Genomic DNA, 20,500 nt, shown 5'->3' with positions numbered 1-20,500 from the left:
AATTTTATGGCGACCTATACCACAGGATATTGGTATTTTTTAACTCCGCAAGATCCAGAACTCAAAACGTTTAGTGTCGATCCTGCGGCGAGTGGGGAAGTGCAACCTTTTATTGCAAGAGAATCAGTTAACGACGGCGTGCTCAAAGTCGGTGAGACTATCGAAATTGAGTATGTTGGCGATGACCCAGGTGGACCGCCAGCGTCATATAAAATCGAAGGGTTCTTCGGAGACGGATATGTGCTCAACCAAAGTTTTGGGTATGCCCTTTATTCAAATACCCGTGATATAAAAGGGCCGATCACTTTGGAAACTGAAGAGACGGGTTATCCAGGCCTTCCGATTGTGCCGCCAGTATGCTTCACAAAAGGGACTTTAATAGAAACAGCTGAGGGGCACACACCCATCGAGAATCTGAAAGCGGGGGACATGGTTGTTGGTTCGAAAGGGTTGGGACGTGTGAAATGGGTTGGTTGGCGCAACTTTACGCTGAGCTCATTCAGAGCATCGGTGGCGATGCACAAACAATCGGCCCCCGTTCGAATTAAGCGGGGTGCTCTAGATGAAGGTATACCACACGCTGACCTGATAGTTTCCCCTTGGCACCATATTTTTATTGACGGTGTGTTAGTGCGGGCAAATAACCTCATCAATGGTCAAACTATTGTCCAAGACCTTAATGTGAAACACGTCGAGTACTTTCATGTTGAACTAGATCAATTTGACGTTATTCGCACGCATGGCGTTTTTTCTGAATCTTGGGCAGATGGGGGAAACCGCAGTTTCTTTGAGAATGTCGAAATAACTTCTTTACGTCCCGAGGAGACTCAACGAAAAATGGCTGAGCGTCCTGGATTTGCAGTTCTTAGGGATCGAAACGAAATCAACGCAATAAAGATCCGTATGTTGCTGCGTGCGAATTCCTTGATCGCCGAGGAAAAAGCTGCGTAATCTAGATTGACGAGCAATTGTCCGGGAAAACCGGATAGTTGCCCACCCCACTCGGCAATTATTAAATATCAAAGCTTTGGGTTACTCACCACCCGAAGGCGGTATGCGAAACTTCCCAAAACGACAGACCCAGTGCGAGTTTCGTAAAACGGGAATTTTCCTTAAAAAAGTTTCGTTTTGCACAAATCGATTGAGCTCTGGAAGAGTTTGTCAAAATCGACAGTCTGCGAAATTTGGCTAACTATGGTCATTTTTTGATCACCACTGCTTGACCACAAAGTCGTGCTTCACTTTGCACTCATAGAATCGGGTGATTGCATCCCCCAGCGCCATAGCCACCGAATCATAAGCGGCATCGCTCGGCGGCTTTGGCGCAGTGGAAAAGTAATTACTACCCAACTCGCTTCTGGGGTTGTGGAGCCTGCATCCAATTGGCGCGCTCAAGCAGCTTGGCGCGGATAGCTTCTAGTACTGGCCCCTTTTTAACGACTGTAATGCCTGGAATGTCAGGACGACCTTCGGCGGGTCCGAAATCCGGATTCATGGCTACCTCATGTGCGTTCTGGAACATGTTGCGATTGCCGGTATCGACATACGATTCTGCCGGCACCCCTTCGGCCAGAAGAATATCGAACTGCTCAAGCTCCACATGGAAATACTGAAATGACGGAAGGTCGAATAACTGTACGATGGATTTTCCATTGACTAGATTCATGGCCGAAACCAGATTGCCATCAAAGCTGACATGGTGACCCGGAGACATGAACAGGTCACGATGAGGCACGTTGTCGGCGACACATCCTTTCTTAAATAGGATTGGGAAAGCTCGTTTAGCATCTTTTTCCGGAATGCGCTTTTTGAACAGTGTGCGGTAACCTAGCCATTTGACGTTGACAGTGCCACCGCTAGCAGTAAGAACTTTATCGCCTGCTTTTAAGTCCTCGACCTTGGTTTCACCATCAGGGGTGGCAATGTGCGTACCCTTTAAATAACATGCGTAGTAGGATACAGTGCCCGCTCCGAATTGAAAATGAGAAAAGTTATCTCTATCTATATAAGTACGTACTCTACCAACAATCTCTCCTGCATCATTTTTGAAAACCAAGTTACTATACCAAGTATTGGCATATAGGGGATCTACTTCCGTACCATATTCGCTAGTTGTTGCGCCCACGAATGTTATTTCCCCTCCATCAATTGGGGTATATTCTATTCTTCCTCCTTTTAAATCTTCGGCATTAAGACCTGTAGTATCTACAATAACATCTCCAGCGCCCTTAATCACCAGCAGTCCAGTGAGACGATAGTCTTCATATCGATTCGGGTTAATTGGAATTTCTTTATTGTTAATATTTTGGGAAACAAACTCGGGCGTAAGTTCTAGAGTTGAACCTTCGTTCACCGTAATGTTGTATTGTTCAAATAGATTCACAGGATTTTGTGAAGCTATTAACTTTACATGTGTGCCACTATTTAATTCCATGCCGAGATATGGGTGCATATCAGGCTCAGTATTAATGGGATGGGTAAACTGCATCTCTAATGCGTCCGTTTTAGAAGTAACATTCGAGACTTCAATAGATCCCCCTGTTACTGCCGGGTGAGTTTGAGCGGTAACAATATTTAGAACAGTGTCACCTTCGTACGCTTGTTGATCTATCGGAACCACTACTTCTGGTCCGACTTCTATATCTACTATAGACATGTGTCACCTATCTTGTTAATTGATTTTTCTATGGTAGGTGAGCCATCAGATTCACCCTCACTTTGTAATAATTTAATATGTTTTTGTAGAATGGTTTTTAATACAAATTCCACTATAGATCAAGATGTTTTTGACAGATGCACGCACTTATAAGATAAAACTATTAGGGCCAGAGAGATCGAATCATATGCAGCATCGGTCTGAGGCTCTGGCGCTGAAAAATATCCACTACCCAACACGTTCTCGGGCTTCTGGCGCCTGCATCCAATTGGCGCGTTCAAGCAGCTTGGCGCGGACAGCTTCAAGTATGGGACCTTTGCGTACCACCGTAATACCCGGGATATTCGGCCTGCCTTCAGCCGGCCCAAAGTCAGGATTCATTGCTACTTCGTGTGCATTCTGGAACATATTTCGGTTGCCAGTATCCACGTACGATTCTGCCGGAATACCTTCGGCCAGCAGGATATCGAACTGCTCAAGCTCTACATGGAAGTACTGGAAAGAAGACATATCAAAAAGTTGCACGATTGATTTGCCATTGACCAGATTCATAGCGGAGACTAAATTGCCGCCAAAGCTGACGTGATGGCCAGGGGACAAAATCAGGTCGCGGTGCGGCAAGTTGTCCGCAATGCAGCCCTTCTTGAACAAGATCGGAAACGCACGCTTGGCGTCTTTTTTTGGGATGCGGTTCTTATAGAGGGTCCGGTAGCCAAGCCATTTGACCTTGGCGATGCCGCCTGATGCTGTTAGAACCTTGTCACCTGCTTTCAGGTCTTCTACTTTTGTTTCGCCTTCAGGTGTGGCGATGCGCGTACCTTTCAAATAGCAGGCATAGCTAACCCGATCTCCGTCGATTTGAAGCTTAGCGGGATCAATGTCCGCACCAACTTTAAACCGCGCTACGACATTGTCCTGGCCATCAGTTACGAATTGCAGCTCTCTGTTTACCGGATCATATTTACCAATAAAAAATTCGTTGTTATATGAACTATCAAATACTTGAATGAAGCTGTTGGCCGACATAGACGTTATTGTCGGGATGTTATCTAGATTAGAAATATCAGCCGAATAGTTTGAAACGCCATACCCAAAGCTAGCACCGTCTTCTAAGCTCAAATTAATTTGCAAATTGTCATGTGCATAAAGTTCAGTGTCATAAATATTCAGTTTGCTCTCGTTCTTTAAATTTATGTTATAGATTTGCGATGATGCCTCATCCTGTGACAGGAAACGTGCGCCATCAACGCTAATATCGTTTTCTAAGTTCAGCGTGGTAGTACTTGCGCCAGACACTTCATTGTTTAATGTCAGATTGACAAAGTACGGATAGTTATCATAAGTTGTTAGTGTCAGCTCGGAATTAGCAGCTTTGGAGTTGGCTAACACATCGAACGGCAGACCATCTTCTACCGGAACATGCTCATCTCTATTTAAAGCCACGACCTCGGGGTCTGCATTCAAATCGATGCTTATTGACATAGTTCTCTCCTATTTAAGAGCCGAAGAATGAACTATGATTAGATTACATTTCCCTTAATTTGTAAACAATTCATAACGTTATGCACGTTTCACGATTGGCGGGAACTGGTGAGCGGGTATTTTTGAGATTGGCCTACGTTGGTTTTTTTTCGGTCTTCCACACCAGTTTGCCTGCATACTAGCTTCGAATGCGATTATTAGCATAATGGAACAGACCTGCTTCATATTTGTGTTGTTTTCATTTTGCTATTAATTCCGCCCAGTCCTGCAGCGCATTGAGCTGCAGGATCGCCTGGTCTCCCTCAATAACTATTCCGATAAGATCTTGAGCATCCTGTCCGTCAATGTCGGCTCGTGCCGTTCCATTGTCCAGGCGGGAGGCTTCGGCGTCTTTGGAGGCACATATGGGCTGCTTGACACGGATTGACAACCGGCGCTTGCCATCAGCAACGTCAGTGCGCAGCTGAGCAATAGTTTTCTGAGCATTTTGATATTCCTGATAGTGTTTGGTGTCCAGATCATTGACCTGCGCCTGCAATGCCTGCTCTTTCTGTCTTGCGGCCTCATTCAGTATGGCAGTCTGAAGTTTGGCAAACGTCTCATGATCCCGGTATCCCTGCCGGTACTCGCTCCAGCCATAGAGCAGCCCCGCAGATACCGCGACGAGCGCCAGGATCAGATAACCCCGGATGCCATTGATAAATGAAAGGATGGCAGTCATGGGCATGGGTCCCCGTAAATATCCTTGCCACGGCAGCGGAGCTTGGCTGGCTTTGATGGCACCATGCGTATTGCACTGATCGGCTCGCGCGATTTGCGTACGGCTTGGCCAGCCTGTGTCGCAGCTTTGCTGGCAGTAGTGGCCGCATGCTTTGTCTTGGTAGCTACACTATCCACTGCAACAGCCAATTGTCCGAGCTGATCGGTGTTCTGGTCCTGTTGGGCCACGATCAGAGGTAGGCGTTTCTCAATTGTGTCTGTCAAACGCGTAACCTGGGCCCGGCTCGTGTCTAGTTCTTTCTGCTTGTCCTGTAGCTGTTTTTCGTATTTTTTCTCCTGGGTGACCAGATAGCCCTCGTATTTATTGACAATTCCATTCACTCGATCATTTGCTGAACTGTTGGCGTTGTTAAGTAGAATCTGGAAATAGAACGAAACAGCACCGCCAGCGACGAGCGCCCCACACAAAACAAGGGCAGCGAAGGCCAAACCGACTTTGAACCGATCAATAAATGAATAAATGTACTTTGTCATTTTGCCCCCTTGAGCAGTTTGATTTCAGCGGTTAGCTCTGCTATGCGTTCGTTCGCCTGTTTTAGCTGGTATTCGATGAGTTCCATTTTTCCCGCCATCTTGATGTATCCTGCTTCGCGCGCTCGATACCCGTCGTTTTCAGCTTGCAGTCGCGCGATCTCACCTTGTTGGCGTTCGATCATGTCTTTTTCGGCGCGGTTGTTGGCGGTTGCCGATTCCCAAGCAGACTTCAGCGCGGGGAGCACGGGCTTTGCCAACGCATACACTCCGCCAGCGCCCAGCAAAGTGACAATCCCGGACAACACCATTTGCCATGGATTCATTTCGGGCATCATTTACCCCTGAACGAATTTCAGGGCTTGCTGGTAGAACTTCGGCCAGGTCTCCGGATGGGGTTGTCCCGGCCGCCAGTTCCAGTCATAACAATCCCAAGCACCTGACTGGTCACCCAGCGCAGGAAGGCGGCGAGCGTCAGTCCACAACAGTAGCCGAGCAAAGGCACAGGCAAACACCTGGTCGGTCTCGATCGCATCAAAGATAGCCGGGCGCTCCCATGGCACGCTCAGGGCATTACAAACGCTTCTGGCGTGCTCACGGCTGGCCGGATGGGTCATAACGCCTTGGTGCCTCCACCCGATTCGAATTGCCAGTAACCGTGGGCTGGCCCGCCGATCTGGTGCGTATGCGTGAAACGGCTTTCCTGCAAACCGATGGCCAGGAGCATCACTCGAGCCTGAGCGCTGTCCATCCGGGCAGGCAATAGTTGCATCGACGTGTCGATCAGTTGATCTGATACCTGTTGTAAATTCATCTTTGCTCCGTGCAAAAGAAAACCCCAGCCAAGGGCCGGGGTCGTTAAGATTTGTGAACTGGTTAAATACTTCATTTTGCTGTCAGCAATATGACACTACACTGTAAAAGTACGAATGATATTCACCTATCCAACGTACGTTTCGCCTCGGCTGTAATGGCCGGGGCTTTTTTATGAATACGTTGTTCGTGCGTGTTTCCCCTTATAAGCAATCCGGTAACAAACGGGTAATATTTCAATACGCAATGATATAAGAGAAGTGCAAAAATACGGGATAGGTGAATCCATTGCGTCGCCTGGCTTCGGTCGGGGCGTTTTCATTTCGTGGGAGTCAAAATCCAGACTAACCCGGGGTTAGAATATTTTTTTGTACTAAACCACAATCGCGAATATAGTCATTGCAATTATTTAAGGTAGGCGTAATATTGGAATCGCAATCTGACGACAAATGAAAATTATGCGCAGATCGCAGGGCAAAACAATTATTAAAATCTTCCCGGAAATATAGGTGAATCAAGATAGTCTGGCACAAATGGTTGTGCGAGGCGTTTGCGAAGATACTCATTACATCGTCCCCTTAGTGCGCTTTCGGGACGATTCTTTACCTGCCGCTGCCGACTGCACCAAGGGTTTTCCCGTATTGGTCGTTTACTGCTCAGTTTTATAAAATTTCATTCGCAAGCAAGTTATTTCGAGTAACGATCTTGCAACGCCCCTGCCCAATTCATCCAGGGGCGTTCCACATCCGGGTTATCCATAAATATTATTGAATTGACCCGCTCAAACTTGGCCTGTTAATGTTCAGTCGTGCCTGCGAGGACCCTCAAGAGCACCGCCCCGATAATGTCCTTTTCGGGGCGTTTTTGTTTCTAGGTTATGGTTTCGCCATCGGGCAATGGTTCCTCATTTGCCGGAATTTCTGCAGCGCGAATTGCCTCCTCGCTGATTTCAGGCCTTGTGTCGATTTCGTCCGCGATCTGTTTCATAGCATCAGCTCCTTGCTTTTCCAACCGTGCAATGTCTGCATCCCGCGCTGCTTGCTCCTCCGGTGTAACAATGGGCGGCTCGGGCTGCCTGGCGTCATGCTGAGGGTACTGCTCATAGAATGCAGATTCTGGCGACTGACCATTCATCCACGCTTCTTTCCAAGGCTCCGTGTCATTAGCAATTTCGCCAACCGCGCGGGCCAGGCATTGGATTTCGATAAACCAATTTGAAAAGTCAAAATTATTCATTTCATAATCCTTATGATTTTTCTACAGTGACATATGTGCCAGTTGGCTTAACCAGGGCGTAGACCATGCTGGTTTCCTGCACCGTATCGTTACCAGCGGTGATGGTCGGCATACCCCAGTAGTAGCCACCGCGCCATTTATAAGATTCTCCTTTGGCAAAGGGGATACCGCTGCCATCAGGGACACTGAACAGTCGCGGATAGATCTTTGCGCCGTTGACGTTTGAATGATCCCAAAGCGTCCTGGTAGGATCAACATAGCGTCGATCGCCGATGCCGTAATTCAGATCAACCCAGGCAGAGAACTCTCCGGCAACGACATGACGAATGCTGACGCCCAGGACATTTGGATATTGCGATTTTGGTCCGCTGGTAAACTGACCTTCTGGCATTGTTACGCGGGCCGGGGTGTTACCACCCCAGAAAATATAGCTATTGACCGTGATCGGCGTGAATCCGGCCATATACGTCTGTACCGCATTATCGGCATACATCAGCACATCTTCTTGCGGATCGTTTACGCACGTAATGACAAACCCATTTGCAGACAAGTCATAAACGTAGTTCTGATGCATGGCGATGCGCTTCTGCTTGATCGTGTTGGACGCCATGGCGCCGATCGCTCCAACGGCGCGAACAGAACTTTTCCGGTACCGCTGGGAGAGTGCCTTCGTCAGGTCAAGATGCACATCATCGATCAGAATAAGCAGTTCAAGCTGTTGCGCAGTGGCTTCGCCACCGCCCAGGCTATCTGATCCATGAGATCCGGATGTATATTGCCGGTTCGGCGCAGATACCACATAGTCAGCAATTGCAGTTGAACCTACCTGTACCTGCAATGTGTCGCCAATAACAGCAAAGCCATTCACACCGACTGCCCAGCCACCCACCGGATTGACGGTATCGCTTGCTATTGCGTCGCCATTCTGGAATACAGTAACGATGTCCCCGGCGGTAGCCCCAGAGCCTTTGACGACGACGTCAGGATTATTTACGACCTCGAACGTCAGGGGCGCATGGAAATCGCTGTCGGCCAACGCCTGAGCGTCCAATCATTGACCTTATCCAGCGGGATCAGCTCGTTCAGAGCTGAATAGGCAGGCGCATAACTGAATCCGAGTGGGGTAAATGTTTGGTTCACCGCCTTCTTGGAGGCATGCATGCGATACCATTTTGACCCAGACTTATACGCAACCATCAGCATGTTTGGGTAAGTGCGAGTACCATCAGTCCAAGACGGGATATATTCGACCTGAACGTCACCGTCATCCCATTCGTAGGGATCGGCATATTCATATAGTTCGGGGCGAATTATGGCGTTGTAGCCGTAAGTCACATTGGATGTGATACTAAAAGCCGTGCCAGCTGGCGGCATCTTATCAACATCGAAAGTCAGTTCGACAGTGGTCTGAGGGTCCAGTGAACATCGAATTTCGAAAGTTTGAATTCCACCCTTTACCCTGTCTGGGATCAGCGTTACATCGGTATTCAAGTACGTTACGACGTTCTGCTCGTATCCTTCGGCCAGGCGCGCAACGGGGATTCGGGTAATAGACACGCCATTATTGGGATTCTGGCCGCCGGCATTCGAACCATTGCCAATAAATGCGATGCGGTAGTAGTAGCCTTTCCTTGCTCCCTTTACCCTTGCCAGAAGCAGAGAATTATCCAGATAGGGGTGTGTTCGCATTGGCGCTGCAGGATCACGCAGTATCACCACGTTCGGATAGGACTTGTATGCGTTGATGCTCAATGAATCGATTCCATCAAGAGTCGGGACTTTGGACGTGTCGGGGTAAGGCTCGGTCCTATACTCGACAGGATCAGTTACCCAGTTGTAGCCAAGCGATGAATTGGTTGCTGCCGCTATGCCAGTAATCACCCGGACGCTCAACACGTATGCCAGGACTTACACCAAGCCGACTGGACGCAGGTGCCGGCGCACGACCTTTTAATGGCTTCGCCTGCCTGCCAAGGGCATACTCACGCCCGAGGTAAGGAGCGGTCGCACCACGACGCAACCAGATCCACAGCCTGGGCGGTGGTATCCGCTGCCGAATATCATCGGCCTGCGTACGTCATGGTTGAAAACGTCCCTGAATTTGCACGGTGGGCACTATATCCGGCATGGTGCGCGGCAATGTCTGCACTTGGCTATGCTTTGTCTCCGATAATTCTGGATGCTGCCGATCTTGGAGTTCCACAGCATCGCAAACGATTGTTTATCGTCGGCACACGCAGCAAGCACCCAGTCGAACTGGCCCTACCTGTGTTCGCGCACGTGCCTGCTTTGTCATTCGTAGACTTCGGTGCAGGCAAGTGGGCGCCGGTCAATCGTCCGGGCCGAAGCCCGCGCACGTTAACTAGGGTTGCGGCAGGTCGCCGTCAGTATGGTTCCCGGTTCCTGGCTCCTTATTACGGTAGTGGCAGCGGCGAAACCGGACGTTGCCTGTCTCGTCCTATAGGAACGATCACCACGCGCGACCGCTGGTCAGTAATCGATGGTGATTGCATGCGAATGCTGACAGCTGACGAAAACCGAGCCGCAATGGCATTCCCGGCAGAATATCGACTCCCCGAAAATCACAGGTTAGCTGTGCATATGCTTGGAAATGCTGTTCCGCCACCTATGACACGGGAAGTGATCAACGCATTGAGGAAAGCAGCATGACCGAAGTAATGACAATCGACGCAGTCGTGTTGCAGGAGATCCGGCGCAAGTGGCCACGCCACACGCTGGACACGATCCTGGACGATCGCACAGGCCTGGCGCCAGTGCTGGAGCACATCGGGCAGCGCTGCGGCGTTGCTGTTTATGGGAAATTTTATACGGGCCGCTGCATTGTGCGGGCTGTGGAAGGGGCGAGGGGATGACACTACCCTACGAAAACGCGACCAGCGGCGGCAAGGCGCTGTCAGACCTGAACGCCATTCTCACCAAATTCGGCTGCACTCGTTTCGGCACCATGACGGATATAGAAAAGGGCGAGCTGCTGGTTCAGTTCTCATATAAAGGTCGGGATGTTAGCGCCCGGGCCAGCTATCGGGGCTACGCGGCCGCATGGCTCAAAGAGCACCCCTACACGGTCCGCACGCGGATCACCCGCCAGAAGCATGAGGAGAAGGCGCTACGGCAGGCCGAAATTAGCGTGTGCTCGATCCTGCGGGATTGGATCAAGGGTCAAGTCATGGCCATTGAAACAGGCATTCTGACGTTCGAGGGTGCTTTCCTTGGGCAGATCATGCTGGGCAATGGACGCACGTTATTAGAGGCCGTACAAGATCAGAACTTATTGCCGGCGCCGGAGGCAGTCAAATGACCGACGCCATCCGTCACATGCTGGAAAAGACAGCTATTTATTGGGATCTGCCAGGCGCAGCGTCCAAATTGTTGGAGAAATAAAAATGGTAGTGACACTTGAGAAAACCGAACTTCAGGCAATGCTGGACCAGGCAGGAAAGAATGGCGCCATGCAGATGTTTAACGACATCACGCTGTACCACTTGAAGGATGCCGCCAATTTGTTGGGTATCAGCTACAATACTTTGCAGCAGCGGATCCGCGAAGGCAAGATCAAGCCGGTGGACGGACGCATCACAGGGGCGGAGATATCCCGGTACCTGAAAGTAAAATAAATCTCCCCATTCTTTACCCACAATGCGGCTATAGGCCGCATAAATACGTTATGTTCGAGTCTCTTCGCTCGCACCACAGTATTTAAACCTGTTGATTGCATAGAATCAATAATCATCAAAATCAACAGCTTATCGGGTGTAGGTGCACACATGTGACCTTATAAGGTCAATTGGGGGTGCGCACGGCGATAGAGCTCCCATTCTTCGATTTCCAGTCCATCGGGAAATACGCAAATGCCAATCTGACCATTGTCGCCGTCTTTGAGGGTGATTTTTCCGCCCAATTGTTCACAATACAACGACGCCGGATTGGGCATGTTTACGGATTGATGGGCGCAGGCTGCAAGAAAGATGCCGGGAATCAGCAATACAAGTAGTCGTTTCATTTAGACCTCCAAAATCACGGATTCTGAGCGTACAGACACTCATTTCAATCAGAAACAGTATCTTTGACTGACGCAATTGGACAAGTTCCACATATGGTGTGCAGCAGCAGAACCACTAAATGGCATTTGCATTTTCGCAAAATGGGCCTGAAAATTACTCGTCCCACACCGCGCCAGCCGGGAGCACACCTATCGCAGCGTGACAGCTTTTAGATTCGCACGTGACAATTGCAATATCTTTGCCTGCATTGACTATCGCATTCTCGCGAAGCACGATAAATCCGCGATGGCCGCATCTCGGGCATATTGGGCGGATTCCTGCAGAAAAGAATTTGTCAAAAAATTGCGTTTGGGTTCTTCATTCATTGCACGCTCCTTTTTCGCAACTGAATTTATTTTCTAATCGTTCTTGAACCGATATATGGGGTGCGCGTGCAACCGTATTTGAGAAGTGTCAAAAATGGCATATCGCTACAAAAACTGAGTCCCGGGTAAACCCGATATTGTTAACAAACGTTAACTTTTGTAATATTCAGGATGCATGCGTTTCATCCTAAGTGTCGTATGCATTTTCGCCTATCGGCACACCTGCCTGGGCGTTTTTTTACGCTGCATCTAGCCGTCGTACTGCGCTATGCCGCATCAAGCCGCATTTGTCATTACACCTTTGCCAATGTTGCATTTGAACATCTGGTTTATTAACTACGGCCGTCGCCTGCAATTTCGATATGGTTCATTTGGAATTTAAGCCGTTCTCATTGTCGTATGGGGACGTCACTATTGATTGCCTTACGGCCTGCAGTGGCACATTCCTTACATTTCAAGCTCCCCTGCGTTATCACAATCGTTATACTTAAGAGCAATAACATTTGAATCAGAAGTTCGTTCAAATTATATAAGGCCTTTTATACACTGGGTCATTTGGGAGACATATATTGAAGCGTTCGACATTCATGGCAATGACGTTGTGCCTGGCGTGTACGCCGACGCTGGCCGCTTATCCGGAACGGCCAATGACATGGGTCATTCCCAGCCCGCCGGGCGACGGTTCTGATTCTATCGGTCGCCTGCTGGCCGATAAGGTAGGAAAGGCGCTTGGGCAAACAATTGTGATACAGAACAAACCGGGAGCAGGGGGAGTGATTGGGTCGGAGTCGGTTGCCAATGCCAAACCCGATGGTTATACCATGATTGTTGGTAATGCCGGCTCACATGGAATTAATGCTGCCATCTATAGCAAGTTGCGCTATGACGTTGTCAAGAGCTTCCGGCCCGTGGGTCTGTTCTGCACGGCAGCTAATGTGCTGGCGGTTCGGCAGGATCTGCCGGTTAGCAATCTGAAAGAATTTGTGACCTACATAAAAAACAGCAAAACCTCGCTCAATTATGCCTCGGGTGGTATCGGCAGTTCAGCTCACCTTTCTGCAGAGTTGTTCAAGAGTCTTGCCAACGTGCCGCTGGTGCATATTCCTTACCGGGGTGCTACGCCGGCAGTGCAGGCCGTGCTCTCTGATGAAGTGGTTACCATGATCGGCAATTTGCCGCCGTGGCTAAGCCAGATCAAGTCAGGCAAGGCAAAGGCGTTGGCAGTAACCACAAGGGAGCGTGTACCGGAGTTGCCCGATGTACCGACACTTGCAGAAACCTATCCGGGATTTGAAACGGTTGCGTGGTTTGGCTTGCTGGCGCCGGCTGGAACTCCAAATGAAATAATAGAAAGCGTGAACAAGCAAATCAACGTCGCACTGGCCTCTGCGGAAATTCAGGAGCGGCTCAAGGCAGTCAGTTGCGCGCCGGCTGGCGGCACGCCCGAGGAGTTTGCAGCGCGCATCCGCAATGATGTCAGCCGTTGGACAAAACTGGCTCAGGAAAAGAATATCAAGGCAGATTGAGACGATGCAGGCGGTCTGCCAGCCATCGTGTGTCTAGACTGCCAGCAGGGTTTCTATTCCAAAAGGCACGGGCTTGAAAGGATGGCGTTCATCAATTGTCTGTCTGGCTCTACACCCAGGCCGGTGCGATTGGGAACATGGTACTTGCCTTTTTCCAGTGTCGGGTGCTGTTGCCCGACCAGCGCATCATAGAGCGGACTTTCTTCAAATTGCAATTCGAGCATATGTGCCTTGCTGGCAACGCACGCCACATGCAGTGACGCGACGGTGCACACCGGACCGGTCGGGTTGTGTGGGGCGAACAGGATATCGTGCGCAGCGGCCATTTCGGCAATCGCCAGCATATGGGCCGGGCCACCACAATACTTGATATCCGGCATGATCACATCAAGCAGTTTTTCACGAATCTGCATCTCGAAGGAAGTGACGCCAACCTGGGTTTCCGCTGCTGCAATAAGCACGTTCTGTTCGTTGGCGTGAGCCTTGATTTTACGCAGGGAATCCCAGTTGTCATAGGTTTCCGCCAGCGGACACTCCAACCAGTGCAGATCAACCTGCTGCAGTTGATCCAGCACATTAAGTGCGCGTTTCTCGTCAAAACGCCAATGACAATCCACCATTAACCTGGCTTGCGGTCCAACCACTTCACGGATGGCATACAGGCATTCGACACCGTGTCGGATCAACTGGTCAGCTTCTCCGGCAGCGCACGCAGCGGGTGTGACGCCGTCAAAAGGCGCTGCCTTAAATCCCAGGAATCCCGCCGCGGCCGCACGTTGGGCTGTGGCGGCAAAGCCTGCCGGAGTTCGATCCACCGTAGCGCGATTAATGTTTGCGTAGACTGAAATGGCTTTTCTTTGCAGAGGGGCAAGTACGGTATGTAGTGGCACCGCCTCCTGCCCGGCGCGAATGGTCCAGAGCGCCTGGGCCAGGGCGCTGAGAACTGCCATTGGACACCAGCCCACCGGGTAGCGAGGCAGAGGGCGCAATTGTGCAATGGCCGCTTCTGCCGTCAGGCCAACCAGCGGCTGGCCATGCAGCAGGGTCGCTGTCTGAAGAGCGGTTTCCCAGCCATTGAGCGATGCTTCTCCCCAGGCCTGACTGCCATCGCTCATTTGAACGAGAATGAAAAACCAGTTTGTCTTCGGGGAAACGTTGAACGGAACAGCAGTAACGGAGGCGATCGTACTCATATTTGCTCAGGCAGGCCAGTAGGGTGGATTTGAATCTTCAGTGGGTACCAGGACAGGATATTTTCGGGAACTTGTTATTTCAAATGTTATCAACGTGGACGTCCTGGATGCATAATCATAATGCAGTTCGACGTGCGATGGCGCAGGATTATAAGTATGTCAATGTGAAACATCAGGGTTGTGATTTTCCGGTAAGCTATGATTCAGTAGCGATGCACCGTTAATATAAAAAGGAGTATTCAAATGAAAATGATGACATATGTGGCAGGCGCAATTTGCGCCGTGGCATCCTTGCAAGCTTATGCGGCAGAACCGGTCAAACCGGCGCATAAGCATGCCGCTTCAGTATGCACGCAAGTTCAGGACATGGCAGAGGCGACATTGCAGGCGCGCAAGGGTGGTCACAATGACAGGGCCGGGGACAAGGCCAAGCTGGGTAGCAAGCGTAATGATCCGATGTTTACGTATGCCATTGACGTTGCGTACGATAGCGACATTAACAAAACCGGTATCGGCAAGGAAGCATACGACTATTGCATGTTGCACAAGGCCGGCGCCTGATGGGCTGCGGCTTGCAGATATGCGAAAGCTCTGACTCTGGCATTTGTTGTAGAGGTCAGTAGTGCTGCGGGTCCTTCAATGGCGCTTCGGTTTGGTGCGGATGTCGCACCAAACAGGTGCCGCCATTTCATTTTCTCCTTGCCGTTCATGTAGCGGCCTTGATCCTGTCGCGAGTCCTGACCCATTGGCGTGTCACGATCCTTCAATACGCCGCCGGTGCGGGTCTGCAGTGGTACCGGCGCGGGCCCGCTGTCTGCCTTCTGGATCCATATCGCCGTTTAAACAACAGCAGCCAGAACAATAACGCTAACGCAGTAACCGTGTTGGCTAGCGAATTCTGTAATTGACTTTTTAACGGCCATACAGCGCTTTTACCCTTGCACAAACTCATTGCCTGCAGTCTTTGGCGTTCTGTCAATGAAACGGGCACAAGTTTTGCTATATCACAGGTGAGATACGTCCAGCACTGCGCCCGCGTGCGAGCAGGCTGGTCGATCCCGGACACAGGTGTTTAACACATATGTGAATGCTTTGGGCGCCGCCGCAAAGCCTGTCTGTAACTGGAGAAATAAGTATGAACAAGAGTCTGTTGTCGGGATTGGTGCTGACCGCTTTCGCGGGCCTGGCGCAAGCCGAAACATCGGTGCAACTGTACGGATTGGTTGATGCCGGTGTGGGATATTCACAAAGGAAGGTCAGCTATGGTGACAGTTGGGTCAAGACCCGTGACATCGGCCTGGTCGATGGCATTGGCGGCACCAATAACTGGGGCTTGAAAGGCAATGAAGATCTGGGCAATGGCACCAGCGCCATTTTTCAGTTGGAAAGCGGCTTTAGCCTTGGGACAGGCCGTTCTCTATCTGAAGATACGCTGTTTAGCAGGCGCGCGCTGGTGGGGTTAACAGGATCAGACTGGGGTACCGTGACCCTGGGCCGCCAGTTTAACGTGGCCGATGATCTGCTATCCCCCCTGGATCCCTTTGGTACCAATTTCGGACAGGCCGGTGTCACAGGCGGTGCGTTTGGTGATGCTGTCTCGGCCAACATGTCCGATTCGGTAAAATACATGAGCCCGGTATGGAGCGGCTTTCAATTCGGACTGGGATTTTCCGGGCGTAATCAAAAAACGGAGTACAGCAGCGGCGCCGGGCGCAGCGTGGATAGAGACACTTCTAACTGGATTACCGCGGGGCTGTCCTATACTAATGGTCCCTTGACCGCAGCCGCAGCTTATGACCGGTTTCGCAGCGACCTGACATTGGGGGATCAACACGAAAAATCAACCACCAACATGTGGAATGTGGGTCTTACCTATGATTTCAATGTACTCAAGGCACACTTGATGTATGGGCAGACTCGTGGTGTACTGCCGGCAACGGGCTTGTCCTCGGGATTGATCTATTCGCTGGATACGGCTCTTGCCGATAGCGGTTATCCTGCGCTGCTCAGCAGCACCAGTGGTTATCGCCAGCAGGCGTGGCTGGCCGGGCTGACCATTCCGGTTGGTGACGCTGGTAAATTCATGTTGTCCTATCAGGGCAATCATGTGAAAAACTCGGACAGTGTGTTCGATAAGGCGCGCGGCAGCCTGCATATTGGCAGCATTGGGTACAGCCAGGATTTGTCCAAACGGACTACGCTCTATGCAGTAGCGTCTTACGGCAGTGGCAGTGTGCGGTTTGATGCGCTGGACGATAAGATCAAGCTTAAATCCACACTAATTGCTGCAGGAATGCAACACCGCTTCTAAACGTCCATCCAAAATGTCGTAAAAATGCCTGATTGATGCGTAAAAGCGACATCTTTCAGGCTTTTGCTATTGCCGTATTTTCTTGGCGTCACAGGCCGTTTCTACACTGAGTGCGGCGTCATGCCTGCTATCGCGCCAGTTGCGCGCGACAACTCCATATACATGTTTTCCAAGCTTTTTTCCTTTACATGGATCAAGGCGATGAACAGCCCCTCAAAAATACAATACTCCTCAAGCTGCTTCCGTAACCCTTTGATTCGAAAAGATAAGCGGGCCCGTATGCAGTGGTTTGTCAACATGGTTGGCGTGTTTGCTCTTTACGTACAGGCAAACCCGACAATCATGGTGTCGAGCTACCGGTTAATCCGGTGAAGCTGGCCGGTGTCATACCGCTAGCCCAAAGGTGTTGAAGTAATCCGGTACGCCGGAATGAAATTTGTAAATGGAGTATTCAATATGAAAAAGGCATTGCAATCTATCGTGCTGCTCGGTGCAGCTACCGGTGTGGCGCAAGCTGCAACTTCTGTCACGCTGTACGGTCTGGTTGACGGCGGTATCGGTTATACCAAGACCAAAATTACGCAAGACGCAACCAAGTTCAAAGGTGAAAGCTGGAAAGAAAAACGCACCGTTGGCATGATTAACGGTATTCTGAATGGCAACCGTTGGGGCCTGAAAGGTACTGAAGACCTGGGTAACGGCACTAGCGCCATTTTCCAGCTGGAAAGCGGCTTTGATCTGGGTACGGGCGAATCTAAACAAAGTAAACGTCTGTTCGGTCGCAAAGCCATTATCGGTCTGACCGGAGATAGTTGGGGTACCTTGACCCTGGGGCGCCAGTACAACGTGGCCGACGACGTGGTTTCTGGAATTGATCCTTTCGGCACCGGTGTTCTTCAGGCTGGTGTTGTTAACGGTGCATTCGGTGATTCTCCTTCTGCTCGTATGGACAACTCCTTTAAGTATATGTCCCCTGATTTCGGCGGCTTCAAATTCGGTATTGCTTATTCCGGCTCTCACGAAAAATCGTCATCTGAAATAGACGAGAAAGAGACTGAAAAGCGTGACACCTCCAATTGGTTATCAATGGGCCTGGGCTTTGACAATGGTCCGGTTTCAGTCGGACTTGCCTATGACCGTTTCCGCACCGATGTTCGTAATCGCGGCTACAATCTTGATAAAAAAACGGGTGAAGAGGTACCTTTCGATACAACAACCAAAGGCACCACTCACATGTGGAACCTGTTTGGCGCCTATGACTTTGACGTCGTCAAACTGCACCTTGGCTATGGTCAGATCCGCGGTGCAGTTACCAATGCGAAAGATGTGAGTGGCGTTGGCTTGAACGGGAATCTGGCTGACTATACTAGCGTATATATTCCAGGCGACGCTGGCAAGCCTGGAGCCAACTGGGACTACACACAAACCAACGGCTTCCGTCAACAGTCCTGGATGGTTGGTCTGAGTGCACCTGTGAGCGACACTGGTACCGTCCTGTTCTCATACCAGGGCAATACGTCTAAAAATAAAGCTGACGCATTTGATGGTATGAAAGGCAAGCTGAATATTTTCAGCGTGGGCTATGTACAAGGCCTGTCCAAGCGTACCCGCGTTTATGCTGCCGCCTCTTATGGTGTAGGCAAAATGAAGTTTGACGAATCACTCCACAGGGGTAACGTTAAACTGAAATCCACACTGATTGGCGTTGGTCTGCAACACCGCTTCTAATGACATGCATCGCCTGGCGATGTTTTCATAGAGCAGAAAAAACACCCTTTGGGGTGGTTTTTTTGTTGTTGTTACGCGAAATGTGGAGTTTCCTGCTCCAATGAATCCGCATCGTCATCCATTATCCTTTGGGCTTGTCTTTTGATGACGCTGCTGGCTTTGAAGATGCGCCTTCAGAGGACGGCTTGCCAGTCTGTTGATCTGCCGAGCCTTTCAGTTTTGTAAATGCCTCGTCCAGCGTTTTGTCTGCCTGCGCCAGTTTGTCTCGCGTCGACTGCATCCAGGCCTTATCGTCACTCAAGCGTTTGTTGCTTTCGGTTAGCATGCGTTCCACTTCTGCCGGTTGCGGCCCGCCAGTACCCACTCTGGTCTTGACCATGAACTCGGGCGACAGTACTTCCCGGAAATGGGCTTCATTGATAGGAAATGTGGCCTCAGGCAATTTATATTTCTGTAGTGCCTTCGTATACAGTTCAGCGGCTTGGCATACGGAAAGTCTTTGGGCTTGAAGCCGTTGGCGCGCGCTTCGGTCACAATGGCTGAAGCAAAGCTGTGGCCTACACGGAAGGGGATCTGATGTTCCTTTTGCAGGGCTTCAGCCAGTTCCATGGACGTCGTCCAGTCGTCTTCCAGTTCCTCAAGAGACCGTTTTGCGTTCACATTGAGGGCGTTCAGCACGGTATTGACATTGTCGACCATTTTGATCGCCTGTGGAAAAAGGCTCAGGTCGTCCCATGACGATTTATAGTCGGTCATGCCCGTGGTTACGTTGTGCGCCCGGAATATGACAGTTTGCGCCAGGCCGACCACATTGGATGCCGCTTCGCGGGCACGCATGATCACGCCGGGATTGCGTTTTTGCGGCATGGCGCTACTGGTATAGGTGCTGCCTTCATCCAGCAACAGCCATGGGCGAGTCTGGTGGTACTGTGTATGAATGTCCTGCAGCAGGACGCCCAGGCGAATGGCCGAAGACGACGGAATGCTCGTAGCTTCCAGGGATACATCGGAAGGGGCGACCTGACTGGAGTCCAGGGAATTTTCAATAATGCCGTCAAAGCCCAGCAGGGCAGCCATACGTTCACGGTTCAGCGGCCAGCTCGAATTGGCAAGCACAGCGGTGCCCATGGCAGACAGGTTCATGCGTTTGTACAGTTCGTGAATACGTTGCGCGTCCCTGGCAAAAGAGGCCTCGTAAGCCAGCAGGTAATGCGCATAGCTAATGGGCATGGCCTGCACACCATTGGTATAGGCCGGCACAATGGTGTTGACGTTTTTGGCTGCGGCCGCAAGCAACGCGGTCCGTAATTTGTTCAGCGCGTCCGAATAGTCCAGCACCTGATTGCGCAGTTTGGCCATCCGGTAGGTTGCGTACATATCCTGGCGACTGCGCCCGGTATGGATCAGAGAGGCATCCGGGCCGATTTCATCTGTGATGATTTTTTCAATTTGCAGCACATCTTTGGGCCGCTTGCCGTCAGACTTTTCTGATTGCGCCAGCGAATAGGCAACGCCGCTGGCAAGCTTTGCGCCCATTTCAGGCTCAACAATTTTCTCCTCGGTCAGCATCACAGCGGAGGCCTTGTTGATCTTGCCAATCCAGTAGAACTGGTCTTCCTTTTCATCATTCTTGCTGGTCGCCTTGCTGGAAATCGGCTTGGCTATGGCGCCTGCCTTGATGGCCTGCTGCTCGCATTCGGCCGTTGTCTTGCAGGGCAGTTCGCCCGTATTGGCCGCATGGGCCAGCGTGGCAGCCAGGCTGAGCGCCACGATCGCCAGTGCATGGGGCTTTAAACGAAATAGGTCATGATTCACTCTACTGTCTCCTTGTTTTGATATTGATTGCTACTGGCTCTTGTGGCCATTGTGAAACGCTTGCCCGGGTATCGGCAGACAGAACTAGAGATTGCACTTGTC

Annotated in this window: 22 protein-coding genes; 9 read left to right on the top strand and 13 right to left on the bottom strand. The window is 50.6% G+C overall.

All coding sequences use genetic code 11. From position 1 onward, the window contains the following. Window positions 1-6: 6 nt before the first annotated feature. Window positions 7-951: a Hint domain-containing protein gene (locus tag TKWG_RS21560; RefSeq protein ID WP_014751014.1), complete on the top strand. Its 945-nt coding sequence runs from the start codon at window positions 7-9 to the stop codon at window positions 949-951. A gap of 391 nt (window positions 952-1,342) precedes the next feature. Here the strand turns inward: TKWG_RS21560 and TKWG_RS21555 are convergent, their stop codons facing one another. The 9 genes from TKWG_RS21555 to TKWG_RS11530 all read right to left on the bottom strand — a co-directional run bounded on the left by TKWG_RS21555 (window position 1,343) and on the right by TKWG_RS11530 (window position 9,190). Further along, window positions 1,343-2,656 (bottom strand): Hint domain-containing protein, encoded by a 1,314-nt coding sequence (locus TKWG_RS21555; RefSeq protein WP_014751013.1) that lies wholly within the window; start codon window positions 2,654-2,656, stop codon window positions 1,343-1,345. A 228-nt stretch (window positions 2,657-2,884) separates the two neighbouring features. After that, window positions 2,885-4,138: a Hint domain-containing protein gene (locus TKWG_RS24935; protein WP_014751012.1), complete on the bottom strand. Its 1,254-nt coding sequence runs from the start codon at window positions 4,136-4,138 to the stop codon at window positions 2,885-2,887. A 238-nt stretch (window positions 4,139-4,376) separates the two neighbouring features. Then, the gene (locus TKWG_RS21545; RefSeq protein ID WP_050981600.1) at window positions 4,377-4,859 is read right to left on the bottom strand and encodes a lysis system i-spanin subunit Rz; all 483 of its coding nucleotides are present in this window, start codon (window positions 4,857-4,859) and stop codon (window positions 4,377-4,379) included. Continuing rightward, complete coding sequence (locus tag TKWG_RS11555; RefSeq protein WP_014751010.1) at window positions 4,856-5,392, bottom strand: hypothetical protein; 537 nt, start codon at window positions 5,390-5,392, stop codon at window positions 4,856-4,858. The genes TKWG_RS21545 and TKWG_RS11555 overlap by 4 nt, the downstream gene beginning before the upstream one ends. Beyond that, window positions 5,389-5,727: a hypothetical protein gene (locus TKWG_RS11550; RefSeq protein WP_014751009.1), complete on the bottom strand. Its 339-nt coding sequence runs from the start codon at window positions 5,725-5,727 to the stop codon at window positions 5,389-5,391. The genes TKWG_RS11555 and TKWG_RS11550 overlap by 4 nt, the downstream gene beginning before the upstream one ends. A gap of 275 nt (window positions 5,728-6,002) precedes the next feature. Continuing rightward, the gene (locus tag TKWG_RS26560; RefSeq protein WP_322786536.1) at window positions 6,003-6,203 is read right to left on the bottom strand and encodes a hypothetical protein; all 201 of its coding nucleotides are present in this window, start codon (window positions 6,201-6,203) and stop codon (window positions 6,003-6,005) included. Between the two features lie 869 nt (window positions 6,204-7,072). Beyond that, window positions 7,073-7,438: a hypothetical protein gene (locus tag TKWG_RS11540; RefSeq protein ID WP_014751006.1), complete on the bottom strand. Its 366-nt coding sequence runs from the start codon at window positions 7,436-7,438 to the stop codon at window positions 7,073-7,075. 10 nt (window positions 7,439-7,448) lie between these two features. After that, window positions 7,449-8,489: a hypothetical protein gene (locus tag TKWG_RS11535; RefSeq protein ID WP_014751005.1), complete on the bottom strand. Its 1,041-nt coding sequence runs from the start codon at window positions 8,487-8,489 to the stop codon at window positions 7,449-7,451. Beyond that, on the bottom strand, window positions 8,444-9,190 hold the full coding sequence (locus TKWG_RS11530) for a hypothetical protein (protein WP_014751004.1): 747 nt from the start codon (window positions 9,188-9,190) through the stop codon (window positions 8,444-8,446). The genes TKWG_RS11535 and TKWG_RS11530 overlap by 46 nt, the downstream gene beginning before the upstream one ends. Before the next feature lie 99 nt (window positions 9,191-9,289). Between TKWG_RS11530 and TKWG_RS11525 the strand changes: the two genes are divergently transcribed. The 4 genes from TKWG_RS11525 (at window position 9,290) to TKWG_RS11510 (ending at window position 11,073) form a co-directional block, all read left to right on the top strand. Next, complete coding sequence (locus tag TKWG_RS11525) at window positions 9,290-10,108, top strand: DNA cytosine methyltransferase (protein WP_041709435.1); 819 nt, start codon at window positions 9,290-9,292, stop codon at window positions 10,106-10,108. Next, on the top strand, window positions 10,105-10,311 hold the full coding sequence (locus tag TKWG_RS11520; RefSeq protein WP_014751002.1) for a hypothetical protein: 207 nt from the start codon (window positions 10,105-10,107) through the stop codon (window positions 10,309-10,311). The genes TKWG_RS11525 and TKWG_RS11520 overlap by 4 nt, the downstream gene beginning before the upstream one ends. Further along, complete coding sequence (locus TKWG_RS11515) at window positions 10,308-10,757, top strand: hypothetical protein (protein WP_014751001.1); 450 nt, start codon at window positions 10,308-10,310, stop codon at window positions 10,755-10,757. The genes TKWG_RS11520 and TKWG_RS11515 overlap by 4 nt, the downstream gene beginning before the upstream one ends. A gap of 85 nt (window positions 10,758-10,842) precedes the next feature. After that, window positions 10,843-11,073, top strand: coding sequence for a helix-turn-helix domain-containing protein (locus TKWG_RS11510; protein ID WP_014751000.1), 231 nt, complete (start codon window positions 10,843-10,845; stop codon window positions 11,071-11,073). Window positions 11,074-11,231: 158 nt separating this feature from the next. On the opposite strand, the gene TKWG_RS11505 is transcribed toward TKWG_RS11510, so the two are convergent. Continuing rightward, window positions 11,232-11,459 carry a putative hemolysin gene (locus tag TKWG_RS11505; protein WP_014750999.1) on the bottom strand — a complete coding sequence of 76 codons (228 nt, stop codon included), beginning with the start codon at window positions 11,457-11,459 and terminating at the stop codon, window positions 11,232-11,234. A 935-nt stretch (window positions 11,460-12,394) separates the two neighbouring features. On the opposite strand from TKWG_RS11505, the gene TKWG_RS11495 reads away from it, so the two are divergent. Beyond that, the gene (locus tag TKWG_RS11495) at window positions 12,395-13,351 is read left to right on the top strand and encodes a Bug family tripartite tricarboxylate transporter substrate binding protein (RefSeq protein ID WP_148274532.1); all 957 of its coding nucleotides are present in this window, start codon (window positions 12,395-12,397) and stop codon (window positions 13,349-13,351) included. A 53-nt stretch (window positions 13,352-13,404) separates the two neighbouring features. Here the strand turns inward: TKWG_RS11495 and TKWG_RS11490 are convergent, their stop codons facing one another. Continuing rightward, window positions 13,405-14,544: an enolase C-terminal domain-like protein gene (locus TKWG_RS11490; protein ID WP_014750996.1), complete on the bottom strand. Its 1,140-nt coding sequence runs from the start codon at window positions 14,542-14,544 to the stop codon at window positions 13,405-13,407. Between the two features lie 243 nt (window positions 14,545-14,787). Between TKWG_RS11490 and TKWG_RS11485 the strand changes: the two genes are divergently transcribed. The 3 genes from TKWG_RS11485 (at window position 14,788) to TKWG_RS11470 (ending at window position 18,583) form a co-directional block, all read left to right on the top strand. Beyond that, window positions 14,788-15,105 (top strand): hypothetical protein, encoded by a 318-nt coding sequence (locus tag TKWG_RS11485; protein ID WP_014750995.1) that lies wholly within the window; start codon window positions 14,788-14,790, stop codon window positions 15,103-15,105. Between the two features lie 574 nt (window positions 15,106-15,679). Then, entirely contained in the window at window positions 15,680-16,855 is a 1,176-nt protein-coding gene (locus TKWG_RS11480) for a porin (RefSeq protein ID WP_014750994.1), read from the top strand. 456 nt (window positions 16,856-17,311) lie between these two features. Beyond that, on the top strand, window positions 17,312-18,583 hold the full coding sequence (locus tag TKWG_RS11470) for a porin (RefSeq protein ID WP_014750992.1): 1,272 nt from the start codon (window positions 17,312-17,314) through the stop codon (window positions 18,581-18,583). A gap of 121 nt (window positions 18,584-18,704) precedes the next feature. Here TKWG_RS11470 and TKWG_RS24930 read toward each other — a convergent pair whose 3' ends face one another. Further along, a complete protein-coding gene (locus TKWG_RS24930) occupies window positions 18,705-18,908 on the bottom strand; it encodes a hypothetical protein (RefSeq protein WP_014750991.1) in 204 nt (67 codons plus the stop codon). Beyond that, window positions 18,902-20,398, bottom strand: a complete 1,497-nt coding sequence (locus TKWG_RS11465; RefSeq protein ID WP_014750990.1) for a lyase family protein — start codon at window positions 20,396-20,398, stop codon at window positions 18,902-18,904. Before TKWG_RS11465 ends, TKWG_RS24930 begins: the two co-directional genes overlap by 7 nt. Window positions 20,399-20,500 lie beyond the last annotated feature (102 nt).

This window comes from Advenella kashmirensis WT001, assembly GCF_000219915.2.
Classification (GTDB): domain Bacteria; phylum Pseudomonadota; class Gammaproteobacteria; order Burkholderiales; family Burkholderiaceae_B; genus Advenella; species Advenella kashmirensis.
The sequence above is the reverse complement of the archived record's forward strand: the minus strand, read 5'-3'. Positions and strand labels throughout refer to the sequence as shown.

Coding starts and splice junctions, on each gene's coding strand:
- TKWG_RS11555 (WP_014751010.1), bottom strand. CDS start 5,392: ATGACAAAGTACATTTATTCATTTATTGATCGGTTCAAAGTCGGTTTG.
- TKWG_RS11480 (WP_014750994.1), top strand. CDS start 15,680: ATGAACAAGAGTCTGTTGTCGGGATTGGTGCTGACCGCTTTCGCGGGC.
- TKWG_RS26560 (WP_322786536.1), bottom strand. CDS start 6,203: ATGAATTTACAACAGGTATCAGATCAACTGATCGACACGTCGATGCAA.
- TKWG_RS11520 (WP_014751002.1), top strand. CDS start 10,105: ATGACCGAAGTAATGACAATCGACGCAGTCGTGTTGCAGGAGATCCGG.
- TKWG_RS11550 (WP_014751009.1), bottom strand. CDS start 5,727: ATGATGCCCGAAATGAATCCATGGCAAATGGTGTTGTCCGGGATTGTC.
- TKWG_RS24930 (WP_014750991.1), bottom strand. CDS start 18,908: ATGCTAACCGAAAGCAACAAACGCTTGAGTGACGATAAGGCCTGGATG.
- TKWG_RS21555 (WP_014751013.1), bottom strand. CDS start 2,656: ATGTCTATAGTAGATATAGAAGTCGGACCAGAAGTAGTGGTTCCGATA.
- TKWG_RS11540 (WP_014751006.1), bottom strand. CDS start 7,438: ATGAATAATTTTGACTTTTCAAATTGGTTTATCGAAATCCAATGCCTG.
- TKWG_RS11485 (WP_014750995.1), top strand. CDS start 14,788: ATGAAAATGATGACATATGTGGCAGGCGCAATTTGCGCCGTGGCATCC.
- TKWG_RS11505 (WP_014750999.1), bottom strand. CDS start 11,459: ATGAAACGACTACTTGTATTGCTGATTCCCGGCATCTTTCTTGCAGCC.
- TKWG_RS11510 (WP_014751000.1), top strand. CDS start 10,843: ATGGTAGTGACACTTGAGAAAACCGAACTTCAGGCAATGCTGGACCAG.
- TKWG_RS11515 (WP_014751001.1), top strand. CDS start 10,308: ATGACACTACCCTACGAAAACGCGACCAGCGGCGGCAAGGCGCTGTCA.
- TKWG_RS21560 (WP_014751014.1), top strand. CDS start 7: ATGGCGACCTATACCACAGGATATTGGTATTTTTTAACTCCGCAAGAT.
- TKWG_RS24935 (WP_014751012.1), bottom strand. CDS start 4,138: ATGTCAATAAGCATCGATTTGAATGCAGACCCCGAGGTCGTGGCTTTA.
- TKWG_RS21545 (WP_050981600.1), bottom strand. CDS start 4,859: ATGACTGCCATCCTTTCATTTATCAATGGCATCCGGGGTTATCTGATC.
- TKWG_RS11490 (WP_014750996.1), bottom strand. CDS start 14,544: ATGAGTACGATCGCCTCCGTTACTGCTGTTCCGTTCAACGTTTCCCCG.
- TKWG_RS11470 (WP_014750992.1), top strand. CDS start 17,312: ATGAAAAAGGCATTGCAATCTATCGTGCTGCTCGGTGCAGCTACCGGT.